The sequence below is a fragment of the Massilia sp. 2TAF26 genome (assembly GCF_052115005.1).
GTDB lineage: Bacteria > Pseudomonadota > Gammaproteobacteria > Burkholderiales > Burkholderiaceae_D > Telluria.
This window is the reverse complement of record NZ_JBFRFV010000029.1, coordinates 21,945-43,008: the sequence shown is the minus strand read 5'-3', so window position 1 is coordinate 43,008 and position 21,064 is coordinate 21,945. Positions and strand designations below refer to the sequence as shown.

The 21,064-nt window shown below is 66.6% G+C and carries 15 protein-coding genes and 1 pseudogene; 5 read left to right on the top strand and 11 right to left on the bottom strand.

Features of this window, described 5'->3' with window-relative positions; all coding sequences use genetic code 11:
• Position 1: 1 nt before the first annotated feature.
• From AB4Z32_RS22865 to AB4Z32_RS22845, 5 genes are all read right to left on the bottom strand, one after another.
• Positions 2 to 622, bottom strand: a complete 621-nt coding sequence (locus AB4Z32_RS22865; protein ID WP_442124167.1) for a DUF4159 domain-containing protein — start codon at positions 620 to 622, stop codon at positions 2 to 4.
• Positions 623 to 627: 5 nt separating this feature from the next.
• Entirely contained in the window at positions 628 to 1,965 is a 1,338-nt protein-coding gene (locus AB4Z32_RS22860) for a TldD/PmbA family protein (RefSeq protein ID WP_442124166.1), read from the bottom strand.
• A 12-nt stretch (positions 1,966 to 1,977) separates the two neighbouring features.
• On the bottom strand, positions 1,978 to 3,615 hold the full coding sequence (locus tag AB4Z32_RS22855; RefSeq protein WP_442124165.1) for a TldD/PmbA family protein: 1,638 nt from the start codon (positions 3,613 to 3,615) through the stop codon (positions 1,978 to 1,980).
• Between the two features lie 68 nt (positions 3,616 to 3,683).
• Entirely contained in the window at positions 3,684 to 5,021 is a 1,338-nt protein-coding gene (locus AB4Z32_RS22850) for a TldD/PmbA family protein (RefSeq protein ID WP_442124164.1), read from the bottom strand.
• A 17-nt stretch (positions 5,022 to 5,038) separates the two neighbouring features.
• The gene (locus AB4Z32_RS22845) at positions 5,039 to 6,676 is read right to left on the bottom strand and encodes a TldD/PmbA family protein (RefSeq protein ID WP_442124163.1); all 1,638 of its coding nucleotides are present in this window, start codon (positions 6,674 to 6,676) and stop codon (positions 5,039 to 5,041) included.
• Between the two features lie 327 nt (positions 6,677 to 7,003).
• Between AB4Z32_RS22845 and AB4Z32_RS22840 the strand changes: the two genes are divergently transcribed.
• The 3 genes from AB4Z32_RS22840 to AB4Z32_RS22830 all read left to right on the top strand — a co-directional run bounded on the left by AB4Z32_RS22840 (position 7,004) and on the right by AB4Z32_RS22830 (position 10,347).
• Complete coding sequence (locus tag AB4Z32_RS22840) at positions 7,004 to 7,780, top strand: class I SAM-dependent methyltransferase (RefSeq protein ID WP_442124162.1); 777 nt, start codon at positions 7,004 to 7,006, stop codon at positions 7,778 to 7,780.
• A gap of 87 nt (positions 7,781 to 7,867) precedes the next feature.
• Complete coding sequence (locus AB4Z32_RS22835; RefSeq protein ID WP_442124161.1) at positions 7,868 to 9,415, top strand: trypsin-like peptidase domain-containing protein; 1,548 nt, start codon at positions 7,868 to 7,870, stop codon at positions 9,413 to 9,415.
• Between the two features lie 2 nt (positions 9,416 to 9,417).
• A complete protein-coding gene (locus tag AB4Z32_RS22830) occupies positions 9,418 to 10,347 on the top strand; it encodes a hypothetical protein (protein ID WP_442124160.1) in 930 nt (309 codons plus the stop codon).
• Positions 10,348 to 10,350: 3 nt separating this feature from the next.
• Here the strand turns inward: AB4Z32_RS22830 and AB4Z32_RS22825 are convergent, their stop codons facing one another.
• On the bottom strand, positions 10,351 to 11,967 hold the full coding sequence (locus AB4Z32_RS22825) for a serine hydrolase (RefSeq protein ID WP_442124159.1): 1,617 nt from the start codon (positions 11,965 to 11,967) through the stop codon (positions 10,351 to 10,353).
• A gap of 148 nt (positions 11,968 to 12,115) precedes the next feature.
• On the opposite strand from AB4Z32_RS22825, the gene AB4Z32_RS22820 reads away from it, so the two are divergent.
• Entirely contained in the window at positions 12,116 to 12,691 is a 576-nt protein-coding gene (locus AB4Z32_RS22820; protein WP_442124158.1) for a TMEM165/GDT1 family protein, read from the top strand.
• Here AB4Z32_RS22820 and AB4Z32_RS22815 read toward each other — a convergent pair.
• The 3 genes and pseudogenes from AB4Z32_RS22815 to ilvB all read right to left on the bottom strand — a co-directional run bounded on the left by AB4Z32_RS22815 (position 12,688) and on the right by ilvB (position 17,341).
• Positions 12,688 to 14,352 carry a CehA/McbA family metallohydrolase gene (locus AB4Z32_RS22815; protein WP_442124157.1) on the bottom strand — a complete coding sequence of 555 codons (1,665 nt, stop codon included), beginning with the start codon at positions 14,350 to 14,352 and terminating at the stop codon, positions 12,688 to 12,690. The genes AB4Z32_RS22820 and AB4Z32_RS22815 overlap by 4 nt on opposite strands.
• Before the next feature lie 245 nt (positions 14,353 to 14,597).
• Positions 14,598 to 15,593 (bottom strand): annotated as a pseudogene (gene ilvA, locus AB4Z32_RS22810) (threonine ammonia-lyase, biosynthetic); the annotation flags it as partial.
• On the bottom strand, positions 15,590 to 17,341 hold the full coding sequence (gene ilvB / locus AB4Z32_RS22805; protein ID WP_442124156.1) for a biosynthetic-type acetolactate synthase large subunit: 1,752 nt from the start codon (positions 17,339 to 17,341) through the stop codon (positions 15,590 to 15,592). The gene ilvB and the pseudogene ilvA, both read right to left, overlap by 4 nt.
• A 75-nt stretch (positions 17,342 to 17,416) precedes the next feature.
• Between ilvB and AB4Z32_RS22800 the strand changes: the two genes are divergently transcribed.
• A complete protein-coding gene (locus AB4Z32_RS22800) occupies positions 17,417 to 17,902 on the top strand; it encodes an Lrp/AsnC family transcriptional regulator (RefSeq protein ID WP_442124155.1) in 486 nt (161 codons plus the stop codon).
• Positions 17,903 to 17,905: 3 nt separating this feature from the next.
• Here AB4Z32_RS22800 and AB4Z32_RS22795 read toward each other — a convergent pair whose 3' ends face one another.
• The gene (locus tag AB4Z32_RS22795) at positions 17,906 to 18,799 is read right to left on the bottom strand and encodes an outer envelope protein (protein ID WP_442124154.1); all 894 of its coding nucleotides are present in this window, start codon (positions 18,797 to 18,799) and stop codon (positions 17,906 to 17,908) included.
• A gap of 110 nt (positions 18,800 to 18,909) precedes the next feature.
• Positions 18,910 to 21,000 (bottom strand): aminotransferase class V-fold PLP-dependent enzyme, encoded by a 2,091-nt coding sequence (locus AB4Z32_RS22790; protein ID WP_442124153.1) that lies wholly within the window; start codon positions 20,998 to 21,000, stop codon positions 18,910 to 18,912.
• Between the last annotated feature and the right edge of the window lie 64 nt (positions 21,001 to 21,064).

Below are 21,064 nucleotides of genomic sequence, written 5' to 3'. Positions count from 1 at the left end.
GCTATGCTCCCAACGCGTATTGAATGATATTGACCGCAAAGCGGGTGTTGTCGACCGCCAGCCAGCGCTTGTTGCGGAAGTCGTAGTCCCACTCGCAGCCGTAGTCCTTGTTCGAATACAGCACGCCGATGCGGCCATTGACCTCGATGGCGCGCAGGTATTCGTGGACCAGGTCGTCGCCCCAGCCGTTCAGTTCCACCGCGGTGTTCGGCGGGCCGTCGAACTTGAAGAAGCTGGAATACAAGCGGTGCGTATTCGGGATCTTCTTCAGGGCCTTCGGGCCGAACATCTTCGCCAGTTCCGCTTCGAAGGACTTGGCGAACAGGCCATCGATGTCGTGGTTGCAGTCGTCCACGAAGACGAAACCGCCTCCCTTCACGTAGCGCTCGAAGTTGCGGCGCTCGGCGGGCGTGAACTGCACCAGCTTGTGCCCGGCCAGGTAGCAGAACGGCGCCTGCAACATCTTCGGGTCCGACAGGGCGATCACGCGCTCGGCCGGATCCACCCGCAGGGTCGTGTATTCGACCAGCGAGTTGAGCACGTTGCTAGGCATGCGGATGTCCACGTCCCAGTCGCCCGACTCGTACATCAGGCGCGTGAAGTAGAAGTCGTAATTGGCCACGAAACCTAAACCGCGTCGGACAGGGAGCTGAAGTTGAAGTCCCGCAGCCGCATCGGCGGGATCACCATCTGGTACGACACCTCTTCACCGCCGACGATCACCGGCTTGCCCAGCTCCTCGACGTTGTTGAGCATGGCGACCGGGCTTTCGTTGAAGCGGAAGTTCTTGATCGGGTACTTGATCCTGCCGTTCTCGACGTAGAAGGTGCCGTCGCGCGTCAGGCCGGTCAGCAGCAGCGATTGCGGATCGACCATGCGGATGTACCAGGTGCGGGTGACCACCACGCCCTTCTTCGTGCTGGCGATCAGCTCCTCGAGCGACTTGCCGCCGCCGGCCATGATCATGTTGCCGGCGCGCGCGGTCGGCGCCTGGCCCTGTTTCTGGGCCCAGTAGCGCGAGTATTCGAGATTGGCGACCTTGCCGTCCTTGATCAGGTCGCGGCGCTGGCGCGCCAGCATCGAGCCGCTGTCCCAGGGGCTGACCGGCACGTCCTGGTCCCAGGGGTCGGACCAGACGTTGACCTGTTCGTCGAACAGCTTTTCGCCCAGGCGGTTGCCGCCGCCCTTCTTCGCCAGGAAGCTGCGGCCCTCGTCGGCCTGGCGCGCACCGAAGCCGCCGAACATGCGACCCACCAGCTCGGAAGCCGCGGCCGGCTCCAGGATCACGGTGTAGCGGCCCGGCTCCAGCGCCCTGGCGTCGACCGAACGCAGGGCCTTTTCCATGGCGACGTCGACCGCCTCGCGCGCATCGAAGCGTTTGGCGTCGCTGGCCGTTCGGGTCACCCAGCCGGAACCGCGGCCATCCTCGGTGCGCGCGGTGCAGGTGAAGCCGAGGCGGGTGAATTCGCGGTGCCCGAACAGGCCTTTCGAATTGGCGATGGTCTCGATGCCGGTGGTATCGAGGAAGAAGCCGGCGGTGACCAGCTTGTTCTTGCGGCCCGCCAGGATCGCGTGCGAGGCCACCTCTGCGCGGTAGTCCGGATCGATTGCGGCGGTCGGCGCGAAGTATTCGCCGCTCGCCTTGAAGGCCTGCTTGTCCGGCAGCGGCATGTATTCCGGATTCTCGGGCGCCAGGCGCGCGGTGTCCTCGGCGCGGCGCACGGCCTGCTCGAGCGACTTGGCGTCGAATTCGTTGACGGATGCGGTGCCCTGGCGCTTGCCGAAGGCGACGGTGACGGTCAAGCGCTGGTCTTCGTTCAGGCCGGCCGTGGAGACGCTGTTGCGCGCGAAGCGGATATTGCCCTGGCGGCTGCCGTTGATGGCGACGCTGCATTCGTCGGCCTTCGAGAAGGACAGCACACGGTCGCAGATGCGCTTGGCCTCATCCTGGTTCAGGTGTTTCATGTCCGTCCCTTCTTATCCGATCTTGCGACCGGTGTTGATCACTTTGACGCCGTTGAAACGGGTCGTCGATGCGCCGTGCGAGACCGCGCTGACCTGGCTCGGCTGGCCCTTGCCGTCGAAGAAGGAGCCGCTCATGCGCCAGTCGCGCTCGTCGCAGATGGCGCTGCAGGCGTTCCAGAATTCCTGGGTGTTCGACTGGTAGGCCACGTCTTCCAGCATGGGGCCGATCTTGCCGTCCTTGATCTCGTAGTAGAGCTGGCCGCCGAACTGGAAGTTGTAGCGCTGCTGGTCGATCGAATAGGAACCGCGGCCGAGGATGTAGATGCCCTTCTTGACGTCCTTGACCATCTCGTCCGGCGTGAGGCGTTCTTTGCCCGGCGCCAGCGAGACGTTCGGCATGCGCTGGAACTGCACCTTGCTCCAGCTGTCGGCGTAGGAGCAGCCGTGCGACTCCTTTTCGCCGATGATGTGGGCCTGGTCGCGCGTGGCCTGGTAGTTCACCAGGATGCCGTCCTTGATGATGTCCCAGCGCTTCGGCTGCACGCCCTCGTCGTCGTAGCCGACCGCGCCCAGCGAGCCCGGCGTGCTCTTGTCGGCGAAGAAGTTGACCTTGTCCGCGCCGAACTTGAATTTGCGGGTCTCCCACTTGTCCAGCGTGCAGAAGCTGGTGCCGGCGTAGTTGGCCTCGTAGCCCAGCACGCGGTCCAGCTCCGTCGGGTGACCGACCGACTCGTGGATGGTCAGGAACAGGTTTTCCGGCGCGATCACGAGGTCGTACTTGCCCGGCTCGACGCTCTTCGCGCTCAGCTTCTCGCGCGCCTGGCGGCCGGCGTTGCGCGCTTCCTCGACGATGTCGTAGCCGCCCTTGTACAGGGTGGTGACGCCGCCCGCGGCCTGCAGCTTGTGCTCGGGACGCACGTCGAAGTATTCGTAACCCATGCCGACCGGCGGCGCCAGCCCGGCGCGCGAACGGAATTTGCCGGTCGCCTTGTCGACCGCGGTGGCGGTCAGCGGCGCCCACAGGCGGTGGATGTCCTGGTCGATCCAGGAGCCGTCGGTGGAAGCGAAGTACTTCTGCTGGTTCACCTGGAACAGGTTGGCGGTCATGAAGCTGGCGCCGGCGTCCAGGCCGGCCTTGTTGGCGGCGATCAGCATCTCGGCCTTTTCCTTGACCGGCACGGTGCGCCAGTCCTTCCTGATCGGCGTGGCCCAGGCCACCTCGCCCACTCCCTTCACGGGCGCCAGCCGCACCGGCTCAAGCTGCAGCCTGGCGTTGGCCTTCGCGATCGCCACCGCCTGGCGCGCGGCGTTGGCGACGGCGTCCGGATTCATCGCATTGGTGGCGGCGAAACCGTAGGCGCCGTCGGCGATCACGCGCACGCCGACGCCGCTCGACTCGGTATTCGTCACGCTCTGCACCGTCAGGTCGCGGGTATTGATGAACTGGTTCAGGTAGCGCCCGATGCGCACGTCGCAATAGCTGGCGCCGGCGCGGGTGGCCGCGTTCAGGGCGGCGTCGGCAAGCGCCTTCTTGAGGCTGAGGGGCATGCTGCTTTGCAGCTCTTCGGCGGCGATGGCGTTGCCGAAGACGGGGACCAGCATCGCGCCGGCGGTGCCGGCGGCCAGGGTGAGGAAGGTACGGCGTTCCATTGAATCTCCAAAAATACCCGTCATTCCCGCGAAAGCGGGAATGACGTTTTGAGGCCGCAGGCCTTGCTTTACACCGCGTCCGACAACGAAGTGAAGTTGAAATCCCTGACCTTCATCGGCGGAATCGCCATCTGGAACGGCGCTTCGTCGCCGCCGATGATCACCGGCTTGCCGATCTCCTCGATGTTGTTCAGCATGGTCACCGGGCTCTCGTTGAAGCGGAAGTTCTTGATCGGGTACTTGATCTTGCCGTTCTCGATGTAGAAGGTGCCGTCGCGGGTCAGGCCGGTCAGCAGCACGGACTGCGGGTCGACCATGCGGATGTACCAGGTGCGGGTCACCAGGATGCCCTTCTTGGTGCTGGCGATCAGGTCCAGGGTCGACTTGTCGGTGCCAGCCATGATGATGTTGCCCGGCGTCGCGGTCGGCTTCACGCCCTTCTTCTTGGCCCAGTACTGCGAATAGTTCAGGGCGTTGACCTTGCCGTCCTTGATGATATCCATGCGCTCGCGCGCGATCAGGTTCTGGGTGTCCCAGGGCAGCACCGGCACGTCCGGATTCCACGGGTCGGCCCAGATGTTGACCTGGCTGTCGAACAGCTTGTCGCCCAGGCGCGAGGCGCCGCCCTTCTTCGACAGGAAGCTGCGGCCTTCGTCGGTCTGGCGGGCGTCGAAGCCGGACAGCATGAAGCCGATCAGGTCGGAGGTCGCGGCCGGCTCCAGGATCACGGTGTAGCGGCCCGGCTCCAGCGCCTTGGCGTCGACCGAGCGCAGCGCCTTCTCGATCGCCACGTCGGCCGCTTCGCGCGGATCGAAGCGGGCGGCGTCGGTGGCGGTGCGCTTGACCCAGCCCGAACCGCGGCCGTCTTCGGTGCGCACGGTGCAGGTGAAGTCCAGGCCGGTCTCGTCCTGGTGGCCGTAGACGCCGTTCGAGTTGCCGACCGAAGTGAACGACGTGCTGTCGGTGAAGAAGCCGGCGGCCACCAGTTTATTCTTGCGGCAGGCTTCGATCGCATAGGCGGCGGCCTGGGCGCGGTATTCCGGATCGATGGCGGCGGTCTTCTTGTTGAAGGTCTCGGAGGCGCGGTAGTTCTGCTTGGCCACGGCCGGCATGAATTCCGGATTCTCCGGCGCCAGGCGCGCCAGGTCTTCGGCGCGGCGCACGGCCTTTTCCAGCGACTTGTCGTCGAACTCGTTGATGGTGGCGACGCCCTGGCGCTTGCCGAAGGCGACCTGCACGGCGATATTGGTGTCTTCCGCCAGGCCGGCGGTGGAGACGGCGTTGCGCGCGAAACGGATATTGCCCTGGCGGCTGCCGTTCACGGTGACGCTGCATTCGTCGGCCTTGGACAGCGACAGCACGCGGTCGCAGATGCGTTTGGTTTGTTCCTGGGTCAGGATGGTCATGTGGTGTGCTCCCTGCCTTAGCCGATCTTGCGGGCGGTGTTGATGACGTTGATGCCGTTGAAGCGCGCGGTGCTGGCGCCGTGCGAGACGATGGAGATCTGCGGAGGCTGGCCCTTGCCGTCGAAGAAGGAGCCGCCCATGCGCCAGTCGCGCTCGTCGCACAGCGCGCTGCAGGCATTCCAGAATTCCTGGGTATTCGACTGGTAGGCCACGTCTTCCAGCATCTGGCCGATCTTGCCGTTGTTGATCTCGTAGAACAGCTGGCCGCCGAACTGGAAGTTGTAGCGCTGCTGGTCGATCGAGAACGAACCGTCGCCGACGATGTAGATGCCCTTCTTGATGTCCTTGACCATCTCGTCCGGGCTCAATCTCTTCTTGCCCGCCTGGAGCGAGACGTTCGGCATGCGCTGGAACTGCACGTTGCTCCAGCTGTCGGCGTAGGAGCAGCCGTGCGATTCCTTCTCGCCGATGATGTGGGCCTGGTCGCGCGTGGCCTGGTAGTTCACCAGGATGCCGTCCTTGATGATGCCCCAGCGCTTGCACTTGACGCCTTCGTCGTCGTAGCCGACCGCGCCCAGCGAGCCCGGGGTGACCTTGTCGGCCACGATGTTCACCAGCGGCGAACCGTAGTTGAATTTCTTCGTTTCCCACTTGTCGAGGGTGGCGAAGCTGGTGCCGGCGTAGTTGGCCTCGTAGCCCAGCACGCGGTCGAGTTCCGTCGGGTGGCCGACCGATTCGTGGATCGTCAGCCACAGGTGTTCTGGCGACAGCACCAGGTCGTACTTGCCCGGGGTGACGCTCTTGGCGGTCAGCTTGCGCTTGGCGTCGCGGCCGGCGGCGCGGGCGTCCTCGACGATGTCATAGGATGTCGTGTACAGGGTGGCGACGCCGCCGGCGGCCTTGATCTTGTCTTCCTTGCGCGCGGCCAGGTATTCGTAGCCCATGCCGACCGGCGCCGACAGGCCCTGGCGCGAGCGGAACTTGCCGGTCCCCTTGTCGACCGCGGTGGCGGTCAGCGGCGCCCACATGCGCTGGATGTCCTGGTCGATGTAGGAGCCGTCGGTGGACGCGAAGTACTTCTGCTGGTTCACCTGGAACAGCATCGAGTTCATGAAGGTCGCGCCGCCGTCCATGCCGGCCTTGTTGGCGGCGATCAGCAGTTCGGCCTTCTCCTTGACCGGCACCGTGCGCCAGTCCTTTTGTACCGGCGTCGCCCACGAGACCTCGCCCACGCCCTTCACCGGTGCCAGCTGCACCGGTTCAAGCTGCAGCTTGGCGTTGGCCTTGGCGATCGCCACCGCCTGGCGCGCCGCGCCGGCCACGCCGTCCGGGCTCATGTCGTTGGTGGCGGCGAAGCCATAGGCGCCGTTGCAGACCACGCGCACGCCGATGCCGGCCGACTCGGTGTTGACCACGTTCTCGACGTTCAGGTCGCGAGTGATCACGTACTGGTTGAGGTAGCGGCCGATGCGCACGTCGCAGTAGCTGGCGCCGGCCTTGGTGGCGGCGTTCAGCGCGGTGTCGGCCAGCAGCTTCTTGGCCGCGACCGGCATCGGATTGAGCAGCTCTTCGGCGGCGATCGCGCGGCCGAATACGGGCACCAGCATCGTGCCGAAAGCCAGGCCGCTGATGTTGAGGAAGGTACGGCGTTCCATGACGTCTCCTGAGGTGGACAGTGGTCCGGCGGGCGGACCGCTCTTGTTGTGCTGCGCTTTACTTCTTCTCTTTATCTGCTGAACCATAGCAGCAAGTAAAGTTCTTGAATAGGCAATCTTTATGCCAGGTGCCTGGGTTCCTGCTTGCCAGCGCGGCCAGGGCGGACGGTGTCCGCGCGGGCCGCGTCCGCCCTGTGTCCGGCAGGTGTCCGGTCGGACAGGTTTAATACATACGCAATCTTTACTTGACGACAACTAGGGCCTGCCCGATGATCGGCGGAGGGCACGGCATGGCGCCGCTACCCCACCGACATTGGAGACCGAGACATGAAACGATTCATCCTGGCCGCCGTACTGGCAGGCTTGGCCGGCACGGCGCTGGCCGCCAACCAGGCCGACGACGCCCAACTGCGCGCGGCCATCGCCGGCAGCCACCGCTCAAGCGCCAACGTGGCGCGCGACACCTGGCGCCATCCTTACGAAACGCTGACTTTCTTCGGCATCAAGCCAACCATGACGGTGGTCGAATTGCTGCCGGAAGGCGGCTGGTACACCGAGATCCTGGCGCCCTACCTGCGCCAGGACGGCAAGCTGATCGGCGCCGGCCTCATATCCAGGACGCTGCTGGAGTCCAACCCGGCGGTGTATGACAAGGTCGTGCGGGGCGCCTTCAATCCACCAAAGGCCATCTACAACTTCGCCCCGCCAAACAGCGTCGACATGGTGCTCACCTTCCGCAACGTGCACAACTTCGTCGAACTGGGCGACGACAAGGTCAAGGAAATGTTCAAGGCGCTGTACACCAGCCTGAAGCCGGGCGGCGTGCTGGGCGTGACCGACCACCGCCTGCCGGAATCCATGCCGCAGGATGCCAAGGCCACGAGCGGCTACATCCATGAGTCGTATGTGATCAGGATGGCCGAAAGCGCCGGCTTCAAGCTGGCTGGGAAATCCGAGATCAACGCCAACCCGAAGGACAAGGCCGACCACAAGGGCGGCGTGTGGGCCCTGCCGCCGACCCTGGCCAACCGCGACGAGGACCGCACCAAATACCAGGCCATCGGCGAAAGCGACCGCATGACCCTCAAGTTCGTCAAACCGTAAATGTCACGCCGTGGTGAGTATTTGTGAACTTTCACGCTTCGCCACGGTGTATATTCGCTCAGCAATCTTTCCGATTCAAAGAGACGCATGACACTTTTCCGACTCGCTGCCGCCGCAGCGCTTGCCGCCGCCTGTGCGATGGTCCAGACCCAGGTCCAGGCCCAGGACCTCGATGCGAAGGCCGCACCGACCAAATCCGCCATTCCGTCTCGCGTCGAAAACTCGGTCGTCAAGATCTTCTCGACCTTGCGCCGCCCCGACCCGTATAAACCCTGGACCAAGGCCACGCCGCAGGACGTCACCGGCTCGGGCGTGATCATCGAGGGCAAGCGGATTCTCACGAATGCCCATGTGGTCGGCTACGCCAGCCAGGTCGAGATCCAGGCCAGCCAGGACGGCGACAAGGTCGCCGCCACGGTGGTGGCGGTGGCGCGCGGGATGGACCTGGCCCTGCTCAAGCTCGACGACGAGTCCTACTTCAACAAGCATCCGGCGCTGCCGCGCGCCAGCGTGCTGCCGGACGTGCGCGAACAAGTGTTCGCCTACGGCTATCCGGTCGGCGGCAACTCGCTGTCGATCACCAAGGGCATCGTCTCGCGCGTCGAATTCGTCCCCTACGGCTTCGGCAACGCCGGCCTGCGGGTGCAGATCGACGCCCCGATCAATCCCGGCAACAGCGGCGGCCCGGTGATCGCCGGCGACAAGATGATCGGCCTGGCCTTCTCCGGCGTGGCCGGCGCCAACAACATCGGCTACGTGATCCCGAACGAGGAGATCGAGCTGTTCCTGAGCGACGTCGCCGACGGCCGCTACGACGGCAAGCCGCTGCTGCTCGACAGCGTGCAGACGCTGGAGAATCCGGTGCTGCGCCAGTACCTCAAGCTCGACAGGTCGGTCGAGGGCGCGGTCGTGCACCGTCCCGCGCGCAGCGACGCCGCCTATCCGCTGAAGGAATGGGACGTCATCACCCGCATCGGCGAGCACCCGGTCGACAACCAGGGCATGGTCAAGCTGGGTCCCAACCTGCGGGTGCGCTTCCAGTACCGCGTGCAGCAGGTGGCGAAGGACGGCAAGGTGCCGCTGACCATCGTCCGCGACGGCAAGACCATGCAGGTGCAGGTGCCGGTTGGCGGCGCGCGCCAGCTCCTGATCCCGGACCTGGCCGGCGGCTACCCGTCCTACTTCGTGTACGGCCCGATCGTGTTCACGCGCGCCACCGCCGAGTACCTGTCCTTCATCACCGCCAACGCGGCCGCGCTGAACGGCTTCAGTTTCAACGCCAGCCCGCTGGTCACGCGCCGCGGCGATTCGCCCGACGCCCAGCACGAGGAACTGGTGGTGATCAGCTCCCCCTTCTTCCCGCACAAGCTGGTGGCCGGCTACAGCAACCGCATGGGCGCGGTGGTCGAGTCGGTAAACGGCGTGCCGGTGCGCAGCCTGCGCCACCTGGTGGCCCTGCTGCGCGACCTGAAGGACGACATGGTGGTGCTGCGCTTCGACCAGCGCGAGGGCGAGACCATGGTCCTGCCGCGCAAGGAGATGGTGGCCGCCACCGAGGGCATCCTGTCCGACAACGGCATCCGTTCCCAGGGATCGGCCGACATGATGGATATCTGGAACGGCAAGAAGATCTGAGCATGCGAGCGTCCTTCCTGCAGCGGATGGCCTGGCTGGGCCTGGCGCCGGCGACCGGACTGGCGCTGGCGGCATCGCCGCAGGCGGCGGCCGACGCCGCTCCCGGCGTGACGCCGGCGAGGCTGGCGGCGCTGGCCTTCCCGGGCTGGAGCGACAACCCGGCGGGACGGGTCGTGACCGTCAGCCTGCCGCGCCTGCCCGGCATGTCCCGCAAGGCCGGCCACGGCGGCTGGACCGCGGGAACGAACCGGGTAGTCGCCGAACCGCGGCTGCTGCTGCGTACCGATGCCTCGCACCTGACCTTGATTGCCGGCCTGGTGCCGTCGGAAGAAGGCAGCACGCCCGCGGTCAACCATACGACGCCGATGGCGCTGGCCGCCTACCAGTTCGAGCAGAGCGGCGGCCAGTGGAAGGTCGTGGGCCGCCAGGGCGTGTTCGCGCTGCGCGGCTTCTTCGGCGGGGCCAATGTGCGCGCGGTGCCGCTGTCCGGCCAGCGCCAGGGCATCGCAGTGGAATACGGCAGCTGCTGGCAGGGCTATTGCGGCACCTGGATGTCGCTGTACGAACTGGACAAGGGCACGGTGCACCACGAAGCGGTGGTCGAGATGGCGCTGTCGGGCATCAACGTCGACAGTACCGGCGACTGCATGCGCCGCCTGCAGCCGCTGATCAAGGCGCACCCGCAGGACACCCACCCGGACGACGACCGCACCCCGCCCGACGGCCACGACTGCTATGCCATCGAAAGCGACTGGAGCATCGAGCCCTCGCGCGAGCAGCCGGGCGACCTCGTGATCCGCTACCAGGGCGCGATCAGCCGCGCCGAATCCCACGCCGCGCCACCCAGCGCCATCGACCAGCGCCAGGTACTGCGCTACAGCGATGGGAAGTATCGGGCGATTTCGGGGTTCAATCCGGTGCCGCCGATCTGATCCTTACTTCTTCACCGGCGTAAAGTTCAAATCCTGGAAGTCATAGCTGAAGTCGGTCTCGGTGGAAATCGGCTGCATCTTCATGCGCTCGATGCTGCCGTCCGGGTTCAGCGCGAAGGTCACGTAGGCATCGGCGTTGAAGTTGCGCTCCTTCCAGCGCACGATGAAGGTGTCGTGCTGGAAGTGCTCCATTTCCCCGCTCAGGTCCGGCGTGCGCGTCAGCGACAGGATCTGTTTTCCGCCGACGTGCTTGATGGTGGCGATGCCGTACCACGGGTCCTGGTAGTCGCCGTCGTAGGCGGTGCGCGGCAGCGACGGCTGGGATTTCGCGGCGCGGGCGGCGCTGTTCTTGGCCAGGCGCGCCTTTTCCTTGGCGTGCATCTCGTCCTCGACGGCGGCGACGGCGCCGATCCAGTCGGTCTTGTCGTCGCGGTCCACGAGGCGGCCCAGCAGCTGCCACTGCAGCGCGTTCAGCGAGCCGCCGCTTTCGGCATTGGTGAGGATGGCGATGCCCAGCTTCTCTTCCGGCACCAGAACCACCTTCGAATAGAAGCCCTGCAGCGCGCCGCTGTGCATGGCCAGCAGCCTGCCGTGGTAGTCGCGCAGCTGGAAGCCGAGGCCGTAGGCCGCGAAGTTCGGCTTGGTACCGGCCAGCTTGGGATTCGGCTCGCTGATGCGCATCGGGGTCTGCGCGGTCCACAGTTCGCGCGCCTGCTTGGCGCTGTACAGGCGTGTTTCCTTGCCGTCGGCGCCGGTGCCCAGCTTGCCCTGCGCCAGCAGCACGTTCATCCAGCGCGCGATGTCTTCGGCGTTGGTGTTGATGCCGACCGCGCCGACCGCGTTCGGTACCGGCATCGCCTTCACGGCGGCGATCTTGTCGTTGATCTTGCTGTGCGCGTTGGCGACGTTCGGGTTGCCTTCGTTCTCGAGCAGGCTGGTGGTCGTGGTGGCCATGCCGACCGGGGTCAGGATGCGCTCGCGGATGGTCTCGCCCCAGCTCTTGCCGGACTTCGCCGCGATGATCTTGCCGGCCACGATGTACAGCAGGTTGTCGTAGGCATAGCTGCTGCGGAAGCTGGTCGCCGGCGGAATGAAGCGCAGCTTGTGGATGATCTCGTCGGTCGAGAAGCCGGTGGTCGGCCACCACAGCAGGTCGCCGGCGCCCAGGCCCAGGCCGCTGCGGTGGGTCAGCAGGTCGCGCACCGTCATCTCGTGGGTGACGTAGGCATCGTACATCTGGAAGTCAGGCAGGTGCTTGGTGACCGGATCGTCCCAGGCCAGCTTGCCCTCGTCGACCAGCATCGCCAGCGCCGCGGCCGTGAAGGCTTTCGAATTCGAGGCGACTTCGAACAGGGTCTTGCCGTCGACTTTTTCCGGGGCGCCCAGCTTGCGCACGCCGAAGCCGCGCGCGGCCAGCACCTGGCCGTCCTTCACGATGGCGATGGCGATGCCCGGCACGTCGAACTGCTTCATGACACGCTCGACGTCGGCGTCGAGATGGTTCAGCTGGAGCGGCGCCGTGCTGCTGGCGGCGGGCACGGAAGCCGGGACGGTGGCGGGAACTTGCGCCAGGGCGGCGCCGGAGAATGCGATCAGGAGGGCTGCTGCGATGCGGTTCATGGAGTGCACTTGTGGGATTCCTTGGCGTGATGGTCGGAAGCTGAATTCAGGCGCGAGCAGGATAGCACTTCGGAACCCGTCCCGATAGGTAGGCGCCGCCCGCCTCTGCTATGATCGCCCCTTTGCCTTTCCCCGCCCTGTCGCTTCAATGGACGCCTTCCTCGTTTCCACCGGCATCGTCGCCCTCGCCGAAATCGGCGACAAGACCCAGTTGCTGGCCTTCCTGCTGGCCGCGCGCTTCCGCCGTCCGCTGCCCATCGTCTTCGGCATCTTCGCCGCCACCATCGCCAACCACGCCTTTGCCGCCGCGGTCGGCGCGCTGGTCAGCAAGCTGCTCGGTCCCGAAGTGATGCGCTGGGTTCTGGGCCTGGCCTTCATCGGCATGGCGGCCTGGATCATGGTCCCGGACGACATCGACGAGAACGAGACGACGCCGGCGCGCTTGGGCGTCTTCCTCACCACCGTGCTGGCCTTCTTCCTGGCCGAGATGGGCGACAAGACCCAGGTGGCGACGGTGGCGCTGGCCGCGCGCTATCCCTCCGCGGTGGCGGTGGTGGCCGGCACCACCCTGGGCATGATGCTGGCGAACGTGCCGGCCGTGTACTTCGGCGACCGCATCGCCGGCCGCGTGCCGCTGAAGCTCGTGCACGGCATCGCGGCCCTGATCTTCGTGGTGCTGGGCCTGGCGACCCTGTTCGGCCTCGGCAAGAACCTGGGCTTCTAGTCGCCCGCCTGGTTGACCCAGACCGGCGCCGACCACAAGACCTTGCCGTCGTCCTGGGTCAGCTTCGCATAGTAGAAATGCGGCCCCGGCGACGGCGTCAGCGTGACGCTCGCCTGCCCCGCCAGCTGGCTCACGTTGCCGTTCCGGCCCGGCACCCCTTCCATGATCGCCACCGTGGCCGCACGCCGGCCGGCATCGTTCGCGAACTGCACCGACAGCCGGAGCGGTCCGCGGTTGTCGATGCGCTCGCCCATCAGGTGGCCGTTGGCGGTAAATACGATCTGCGATGCCTTGTCCATGGTCGCGAACACGCGCCGCGCCCTGAGGGCGTCGATGAAGCTGTCGCGGGTCAGCGGCACGCCGTTCGGGACCAGCACCGCGGTGCGGTTGGTGTATGAGCTGCCCCAGTTGGCGCAGTGGTTGTCCTGGTTGCTGCTGAAGGCCACGTGGTAGCCCGCTTCCAGCAGCTTGTTGCAGGCCGCCTCGAAATTGCTGCGGCGGGTCTCGCCCTCCTTGTCGCTGGTGGAGAAGGCCGAGGTGTTCATCACTTCGCACAGCGCCATCGCCTCGTCGCCGTCCGCCGTCCAGGCCAGCGGCACGCCGCCGACCTTGAACTGGTCCTTCAGCGCCGGGTGGTTGAACTGGCCGATCCAGCCCTGCTTTCGCATCAGCGTGTACAGCGCGCCGTAGTCGCTGCGGCTGCTGAGCGTGTCGGCCAGCAGCTCGCCCTTGCCGTTCTTTTCCCAGCCCAGCAGCTCGTCGCTGTTGAAGATGTTCAGGTGGCCGCCGTTGCTGATCACGCCCCACTCCATGCCGTACAGGGCCAGGAAGTCCGGATGCTGCTCGTTGAACGCGCGCGCCATCCCGAGGCCGGACTGGTACAGCGCCCTGGCCGCGGCCGGATCGGCATCAAGCTTGGTGCCGTCCGAGCCGTCGTACATGTGGTTGTGCTCGGAGACCATCAGCATGTCCAGGCCATGCTCGCGGGCGTAGGGAAAGGCGGTATCCGGACCGAAGGGCGCGGTCTGCGGGTCCTGGGCACCCTTGCAGTTATCGAGGGCGGCGCCGCCGTCGCTGTGGCTGGTCTGGCTGTGCAGGTTGCCGTAATAGACCGTGAACGGCAGCGCACCCGCCGCCGGCGCCGCCTGCAGCACCTTGCGCCGGCCCGGCATGGGAGAAAAAGCCGGCAGCGCGGGCGCCGGCGGGTTGCCGACGGCGATGTCCCAGGACTGCTCGACCGCTTCATCCCCGGCCGTCGCGTGCAGGCGCACCCGGTACACGCCGGGCGCAGGCAGTCCCTTCGCCAATTTACCCTGCCAACGCACCGGCACGTCGACCGGCCGCCCGGTCAGGTTCGCCTGCCCCTGCCAGCGCGCCACTTCGCGGCCGTTCGGCGCCATCAACTCGAGGCGCCAGTGCACGCTGCGGCGGCCCTGCAGGCCAGGGTAATCGAAGGACAGGCGGAAGGTGCGTGATTCGGCGCCGCGGGCCTCGCCGCGATAGGGCGCGTCCAGGGTCGCCTCGAATTCCTGGTGCTCGTGCGGCGCCGGTGCAATGCGCTGCGCCGGAGCGGCAGCGGCCGCAAGGTGGAAGAAGCTGGCCGCTGCGAAGACGAGGCAGCGGGACCAGGCCAGGGAAGGGATAAGGGATGAGGTTATCATGATGCAATTTTTGCAATTGCATCACTCCTTCACCTTGATCCTCGGATCATAACGATATAAAATTGTTATTAACTAATTGACAAAAATAAAGTCAGCTGGAATATCTGGTTTGCAATGCTTTCACGTCATTGCCGCGAAAACGGGAATGAGGGCTCAACAGCCAACAGGCCGTACTTGGTTCTTCGACTGATCTACCAGCTTGTTCTTCGCAATCCACGGCATCATCGGGCGCAGCTTGTTGCCCACCCGTTCGATCCGCGCTCGGCCACGTAGCCCAGGCGGTCGAAGTCGATGTTGGCGCCGCCGGCGACCGCCACCAGGGTCTGGTCCCGGACCGGCGCGCCAGCCAGCGCGGCACGTTCCACATAGGCCTGCAGCCCGGCCACCGCCAGGGCGCCCGCCGGCTCGAGCACGCTGCGCGTCTCCTGGAACACCTCCTTGATGGCCGCGCAGACCTCGTCGGTACCGACCAGGACGATCTCGTCCACGACCTGCCTGGCGATGCGGAAAGTCTCTTCGCCGACGAGCCGGACGGCGGTCCCGTCGGAGAACAGTCCGACTTCCGGCAGCGCGATGCGCTCGCCCGCCGCCAGGCTGCGCGCCATCGCATCGGAATCGACGGTCTGCACGCCGACGATCCTGATGTCCGGCCGGCAGGCCTTGACGTAGGCGCCGATGCCGGCGACCAGCCCGCCGCCGCCGATGGCGACGAAGATCGCATGGATCGGGTCCCGGTGCTGGTGCAGGATTTCCATGCCGACTGTCCCCTGGCCGGCGATCACATCCGGATCATCGAAAGGATGGACGAAGACGAGCCCCTGCTCTTTTTCAAGCGCGGCCGCGTGGTCGTGGGCATCGGTATAGGAGGTCCCGTGCAGGACGATGTCGACGCAGGGACCGCCGCGCCTTGCCACCGCATCGATCTTGATCCTCGGCGTGGTGGTCGGCATCACGATCAGCGCCCGGCAACCCAGCCGGGCCGCCGCCAGCGCCACACCCTGGGCATGATTGCCGGCGGATGCGCAGATCACGCCGCGCCGGCGCTGCGCCGGCGACAGCCTGGCCATCTTGTTGTAGGCCCCGCGCAGCTTGAAGCTGAAGACGCTCTGCATGTCTTCGCGCTTGAGGCAGATACGGTTGCCCAGGCGCTGGGAGAGCGAGGGCAGCATGTCCAGCGGCGTCACGCCCGCGACCTCATACACTTGCGCGCCCAGGATGCGCTTCAGGTAGCCGGCCGTCATCGGCCGCTTTCGTAGGTCCGGTCTTTCGACAGCATGACTTCGTGGTGTCCGCGGCCAGCCGGAATCATGGGGAAGCAGTTCTCGGCCTGTTCGACCACCACGTCGAGCAGGAAAGGACCTTCCGACGACATGCACTCGGCGATCGCGTCGTCGAGCTCGTCCGCCCTGGCGACCCGGCGCGCCTGCCATCCGAAGGCGCGCGCCAGCGCCGGGAAATCCGGCAGGGCCTCCGCATAGCTGTGGCTATAGCGGGCGCCGTGATGCAGTTCCTGCCATTGCCGGACCATGCCCATGCAGCCGTTATTCGACAGCACGACCTTGATCGGACAGCGATGCTGCACGGCGGTGGCGAGTTCCTGGATGTTCATCAGGATCGAGGCGTCGCCGCTCACGCACACGACCGTCTTTTCCGGATGCGCGATCTGGGCGCCGATCGCGGCCGGGATGCCGAAGCCCATCGTCCCCGCGCCGCCCGAGGTCAGCCAGCGCCGCGGCCCATCGAAGGGAAGGTATTGCGCCGCCCACATCTGGTGCTGGCCGACGTCCGTGGAGACGATGGCGTCCCGTCCGTCCAGCGCGCCGGCCAGGGTCTTCATCAATTGCTGGGGGACGATCGTCGGCGACGTGGCGGCAAAGCCGAGACAGTCCACGTCCCGCCATGCCTGGATGCGCTGCCACCACGCGTCCGTGGACGCGACCTCGGCCTGCATGGCGGCGAGCTCGCGCTCCAGGGCCGCCAGGACCGCGTGGCAATCGCCCACCAGACCGACGTCGGCGCGCACGATCTTGCCGATCGATGCCGGATCGATGTCGATGTGGACGATGCGCGCGTCAGGACAGAATTGATCGAGCTTGCCGGTGACCCGGTCGTCGAAGCGCGCCCCCACGCAGACCACCAGGTCGGCCTCGTGCATCGCCAGGTTGGCTTCCAGGGTGCCGTGCATGCCGAGCATGCCCAGCCACCGCGGATCCGATGCCGGAAAGGCGCCGAGTCCCATCAGGGTCAGCGTGCACGGCGCGTTTTTCATGCGCACGAGGTCTGCAAACGTGGCGCAGGCCGCGCTGCCGGAAGCGGTCAAGCCTCCGCCGCCGTAAAAGACGGGACGGCGCGAACCGGCGATCAGCCTGGCCGCCTGTTCCAGCAGCGCACCCGGAATGTCCGGCACCAGGGACTGCGGGACGGACGGCGGGCTTGCGGCCAGCGAGCGCGGCGCGGACACGGCGACTGGCTGCAGCTGGACATCCTTCGGCACGTCGACCAGCACCGGCCCCGGGCGGCCCCGGGTCGCCTGCCGGACCGCGGCGCCGACCATGTCCACGATCTCGTCCGCGCTGCGGACCTGGGCATTCCATTTGGTGACGGTGCGCGAGATGCCGAGCGCATCGCACTCCTGGAAGGCGTTCGTGCCGATCAGGTTCGTGGCGACCTGGCCGCTGATGCACAGGACCGGCACCGAGTCGCACAGGGCGTCGAGCAGGCCGGAGGTGGTGTTGGCCATGCCGGGTCCCGAGGTGACGAACACGACGCCAAGGCGGCCGGTCGACCTCGCATAGCCCTCGGCGGCATGCACCGCCGCCTGCTCGTGCCTGACGAGCACATGGCGCAGCCGCGGTTCGAGGTACAAGGCATCGTAGAGGGGAAGCACGGCGCCGCCGGGATAGCCGAAAACGGTATCGACGCCGGCGTCGATCAGGCAACGCAGCAGCAGCTGCGCGCCGGTCAGGGTGGGGTCCGAAGGAGTTCTCATCCTTAAATTTTATCGACGCAGCCCCTGAAAGTGCTTCATAATTTCCATCATATTCGAGAAAATATGGAAAAATTTATGGAAACGAGCGACTACAACGGAAAATCTTTCGACCAGCAGGATCAAGCGATCCTGCGCATCCTTCTCGAGGACTCACGCACGCCGCTGCAGGAGATCGGCAAGGCGGTGGGGCTGTCGACCACCTCCTGCTGGAACCGCATCAAGCGCATGACCGACTCCGGCGCCATCCAGGCTTATACGGTGAAGGTGGACCTGGCCCAGATCGGCTACCAGGACACGGTGATCGTGCAGGTGACCCTGGGCAGTCACAGCCAGGAGACCTTGAATGAGTTTGCGCAGGCGCTGGAATCCATCCCCGAAGTCCTGGAAGCCTTCCTGATTTCGGGCGACTACGATTACTTCATCCGGATCGCGGTCAAGGACACGCGCGACTATGAAAGGCTGCTGAGGGAGCAGCTGTACAAGATACCGGGTATCCGCCACAGCAAATCGAGCTTCGTGCTGCGGACGCTGAAGAAGGCGGATACCCCGTTGACGCGCTGAGGATCAGAAGTGGTATTCGGCGCGCACCATCGGCGTGCTGGCGCGCTGGCCGCGGTTGCCGGTGGTGGCCGCGGTGTTGCCGAACTTGTTGTTCCAGAACTGGTATTCGAGGCCGACGCGGAAGCGGTTCTTCGGCTGGCCGAAGCGGCTGCCGAGGTCGTACATCAGCTGCATGTCGAGATTGGTCTCGGCGCCGGTCCCGTTGCCGACCTCGTCGCGGCCCTTGGCGGCGATGTAGTTCAGGTAGCCTTCGAAGGACCAACCCGGCATCCAGCTCTCCGGCACCGGGATGCCCCAGCTGGCCGAGAACATCGGGTGGTAGTCGTAGGTGTAGCGGCTGCGGACTTCCGAGATCGGCGGGAAGGCGCCGCTCGGCGCATTGCTCTCGCGGAGCAGCAGGATGCCGGTACTGAGGAAGCCCGGCACGTCCCACATCAGGGTCGGGCCGGCCACCAGCATGCGCTTGCGCGAGTTGTAGCCGACGTCGTTCTTGGTGTTCCAGTCGAAGCCCAGCACCAGGCCCAGTCCCTTTACCGGGCCGTAGGCGATCGGTGCGCCGCGCAGGGCGCCGATGTCGAGCGTGTGGCGGTAGACGATATAGGCTTCCTGCGCGCCATCCCGCTGGTTCAACGAACCAGGGTCGTTGCTGTCGGACTGCAGCAGGTCGAGGTTGAAGTAGTTCGAGCCGTACTTGTAGCCGCTGGCGTGGGTCAGCGCGAAGATGTTCTTCTTGATGTCGGAGGGGTTGAAGGGCTCGCGGAAGCGCTGGCCATAGCGCCAGCTGATCGCCGTGTCGCTCCAGTCGGCTGCGGCGGCCGGCGGCGCCACGCTGGCCGCCAGGACGGCAACCGCGGCAACTGTGGCGGCCAGGGACGCGGCACTCGTACGTTCACTCATTGTTTTTCTCTGTCGGATGGGTTATCGGCAAGCCGGGTTGACGCTAGTGTAGCCGGAAGCCGCCCCTGCCGGCAGGGGCCTGTGGCGCGCGCGCCGCAGAGTCAACGAAACTATGCCTCCGATCCGGCCAGGGCCAGGCCGCCGCTCAGGCTCCAGGCCTCGGCATGGCCCAGGCGCTGCAGGCACAGCGCCGCCCGCGCGCTGCGGTTGCCGCTGCGGCAGACGAACACCAGCGGGCGCCGCGGCGCCGCCAGCAGCTGGCCCAGGTGTTCGGCCAGGCGCGACATCGGCAGCGCCTGCGCCGCGCGGCCCTGCAGGCGCATGCCGCCGGCTTCCAGCTCGCAGGCTTCGCGCACGTCCACCAGCAGCGCATCCTCGTGGCTGCGCAGGAAGGCGTCCAGCTGCTGCGGCGCCAGCTGGCGCAACTCGCCGGCAGCCGACCCGGCATGCGCCGCCTCCAGCATGGTGCAGGGTGCGCCGCCGACATCGGCGCCGTGGCACAGCACCGTGGCGCCATCGATCAGTCGCGCCAGCTCCCGCGCATCGGCACCGTCCATCGCGATCCCGCCGACGAAGGCCAGGCGCACCGCCGCCGCCTCGAGCCGACCTTCCTGCGCCCGGCCCAGCAGATAGGCGGCGCCGCGCCCGTCCCGGTCCGCCAGGCGCACCAGCACTTCGTCGCCCAGCGCGAGCGCCGGCGCGGCGCTGCCGTCGGCCAGGGTCACCACGCCGCCTTCGCGCGGCCAGCCGAGGGCGCCCGGCTCGCCGGCATCCAGGCCGAGGCCTGCGCGCAGCACGGCGCGGGCGTCGCCGTCCGCGCCGCCATCCGTCCCCAGCACGGCCAGGGTGCGCAGGTGGCTAGCGCGGATCTGGGCCGCGATCCGCGCCGCCATGCCGGCCGGCGGATCGATCGCCACGCAGGCTCCGGCTTCCAGGTTGAACAGGATCCAGCCGTGACGTCCCTCGCAGCTCACCTGCAGCAGGCCGCGGCGCTCGCCGCTGAGACTCGACGACGCCAGTGCCGGACGCCGCGCCGCCTGGCCGCAGCGGCGGATCCGCGCGCAGGCTTCGTCGATGAATTCCTCGGTCGCCAGCGGTCCGAAGGACAGGCGCACGGCGCCGCTGGTGCGCCACGCCGGCAGGCCCATCGCTTCCAGCACATAGCTGGGCGCGGCCTTCGCCGCCGAACAGGCGGAACCGGCGCTGACGCGCATGCCGGCGGCGTCGAACAGGTCGAGCAGTTCCTTGCTCGCCATGTCCGGCACCGCGAAGTTCAGGGTGGTCGGCAGCGCCAGTTCGAAGGGCGTGTTGAACACGATGCCCGGAAAGGCATCAACCAGGCTGGCCGCGACCCGGTCGCGCATCGCCGCCAGTTCGGCGTGGCCGCGGAAGGTGCCGCCCTCCTCCAGTGCTTCCAGCACGGCGCCGAGCGCCGCGATGCCGGCCATGTTCTCGGTGCCCGAGCGCTGGCCCGCTTCCTGGCCGCCGCCGATGATCAGCGGCGTGTAGGGCGTGCCCTCCTTCACGTACAGCATGCCGATGCCCTTCGGCGCATACAGCTTGTGGCCCGAAAAGGGCGCGTAGTCGATGCGGCTGTTGGCAAGATCCAGCGGCAGCTTGCCGAGGGCCTGCACGCAGTCGACCATCCAGAACGCGCGCGGCGCACGCTCGGCCAGCACGGCGGCGATACGCTCGAGGTCGGAGACGGTGCCGGTCTCGTTGTTGGCGGCCATGGTGCAGACCATCGCCGCGCGCGGCGCCAGTTCGCGCAGCAGGTCCAGGCGGTGGCGGCCGGCGCCGTCGACCGGCAGCGCGCACAGGGTCAGCCTGGTACCGAGCAGGCGGTTCCAGTGCACCAGGCTTTCGGACACCGCCTTGTGCTCGGTGGCGCCGTAGATCAGCAGATCACCACAGTCCTCGCCCGCCGCACGCCGTTCGCGGATCGCGCACAGCGCCGACAGCACCGCGGTCTGGATGCCTTCGGTGGCGCCGCTGGTGAACAGCACGCGGCCGGCGCCGGCGCCCAGCACGCGGCGCGCACGCGCACGCGCGGCGTCGAGGATGACCTTGGCGCGGAGGCCGGTCGCATGGCTGCTGCTCGGATTGCCGAAGCAGGCCTGCATCGTCTCCAGCGCGGCGCTGGCGGCGGCCGGCAGCACGGGCGAAGTGGCGTTGGCGTCGAGGTAAATATCGTGGCTCATGAATAACAACCGAAAAAATTGCTAAAAACAAAAAATAATATGCACACAACGTGCCATAGTTGAG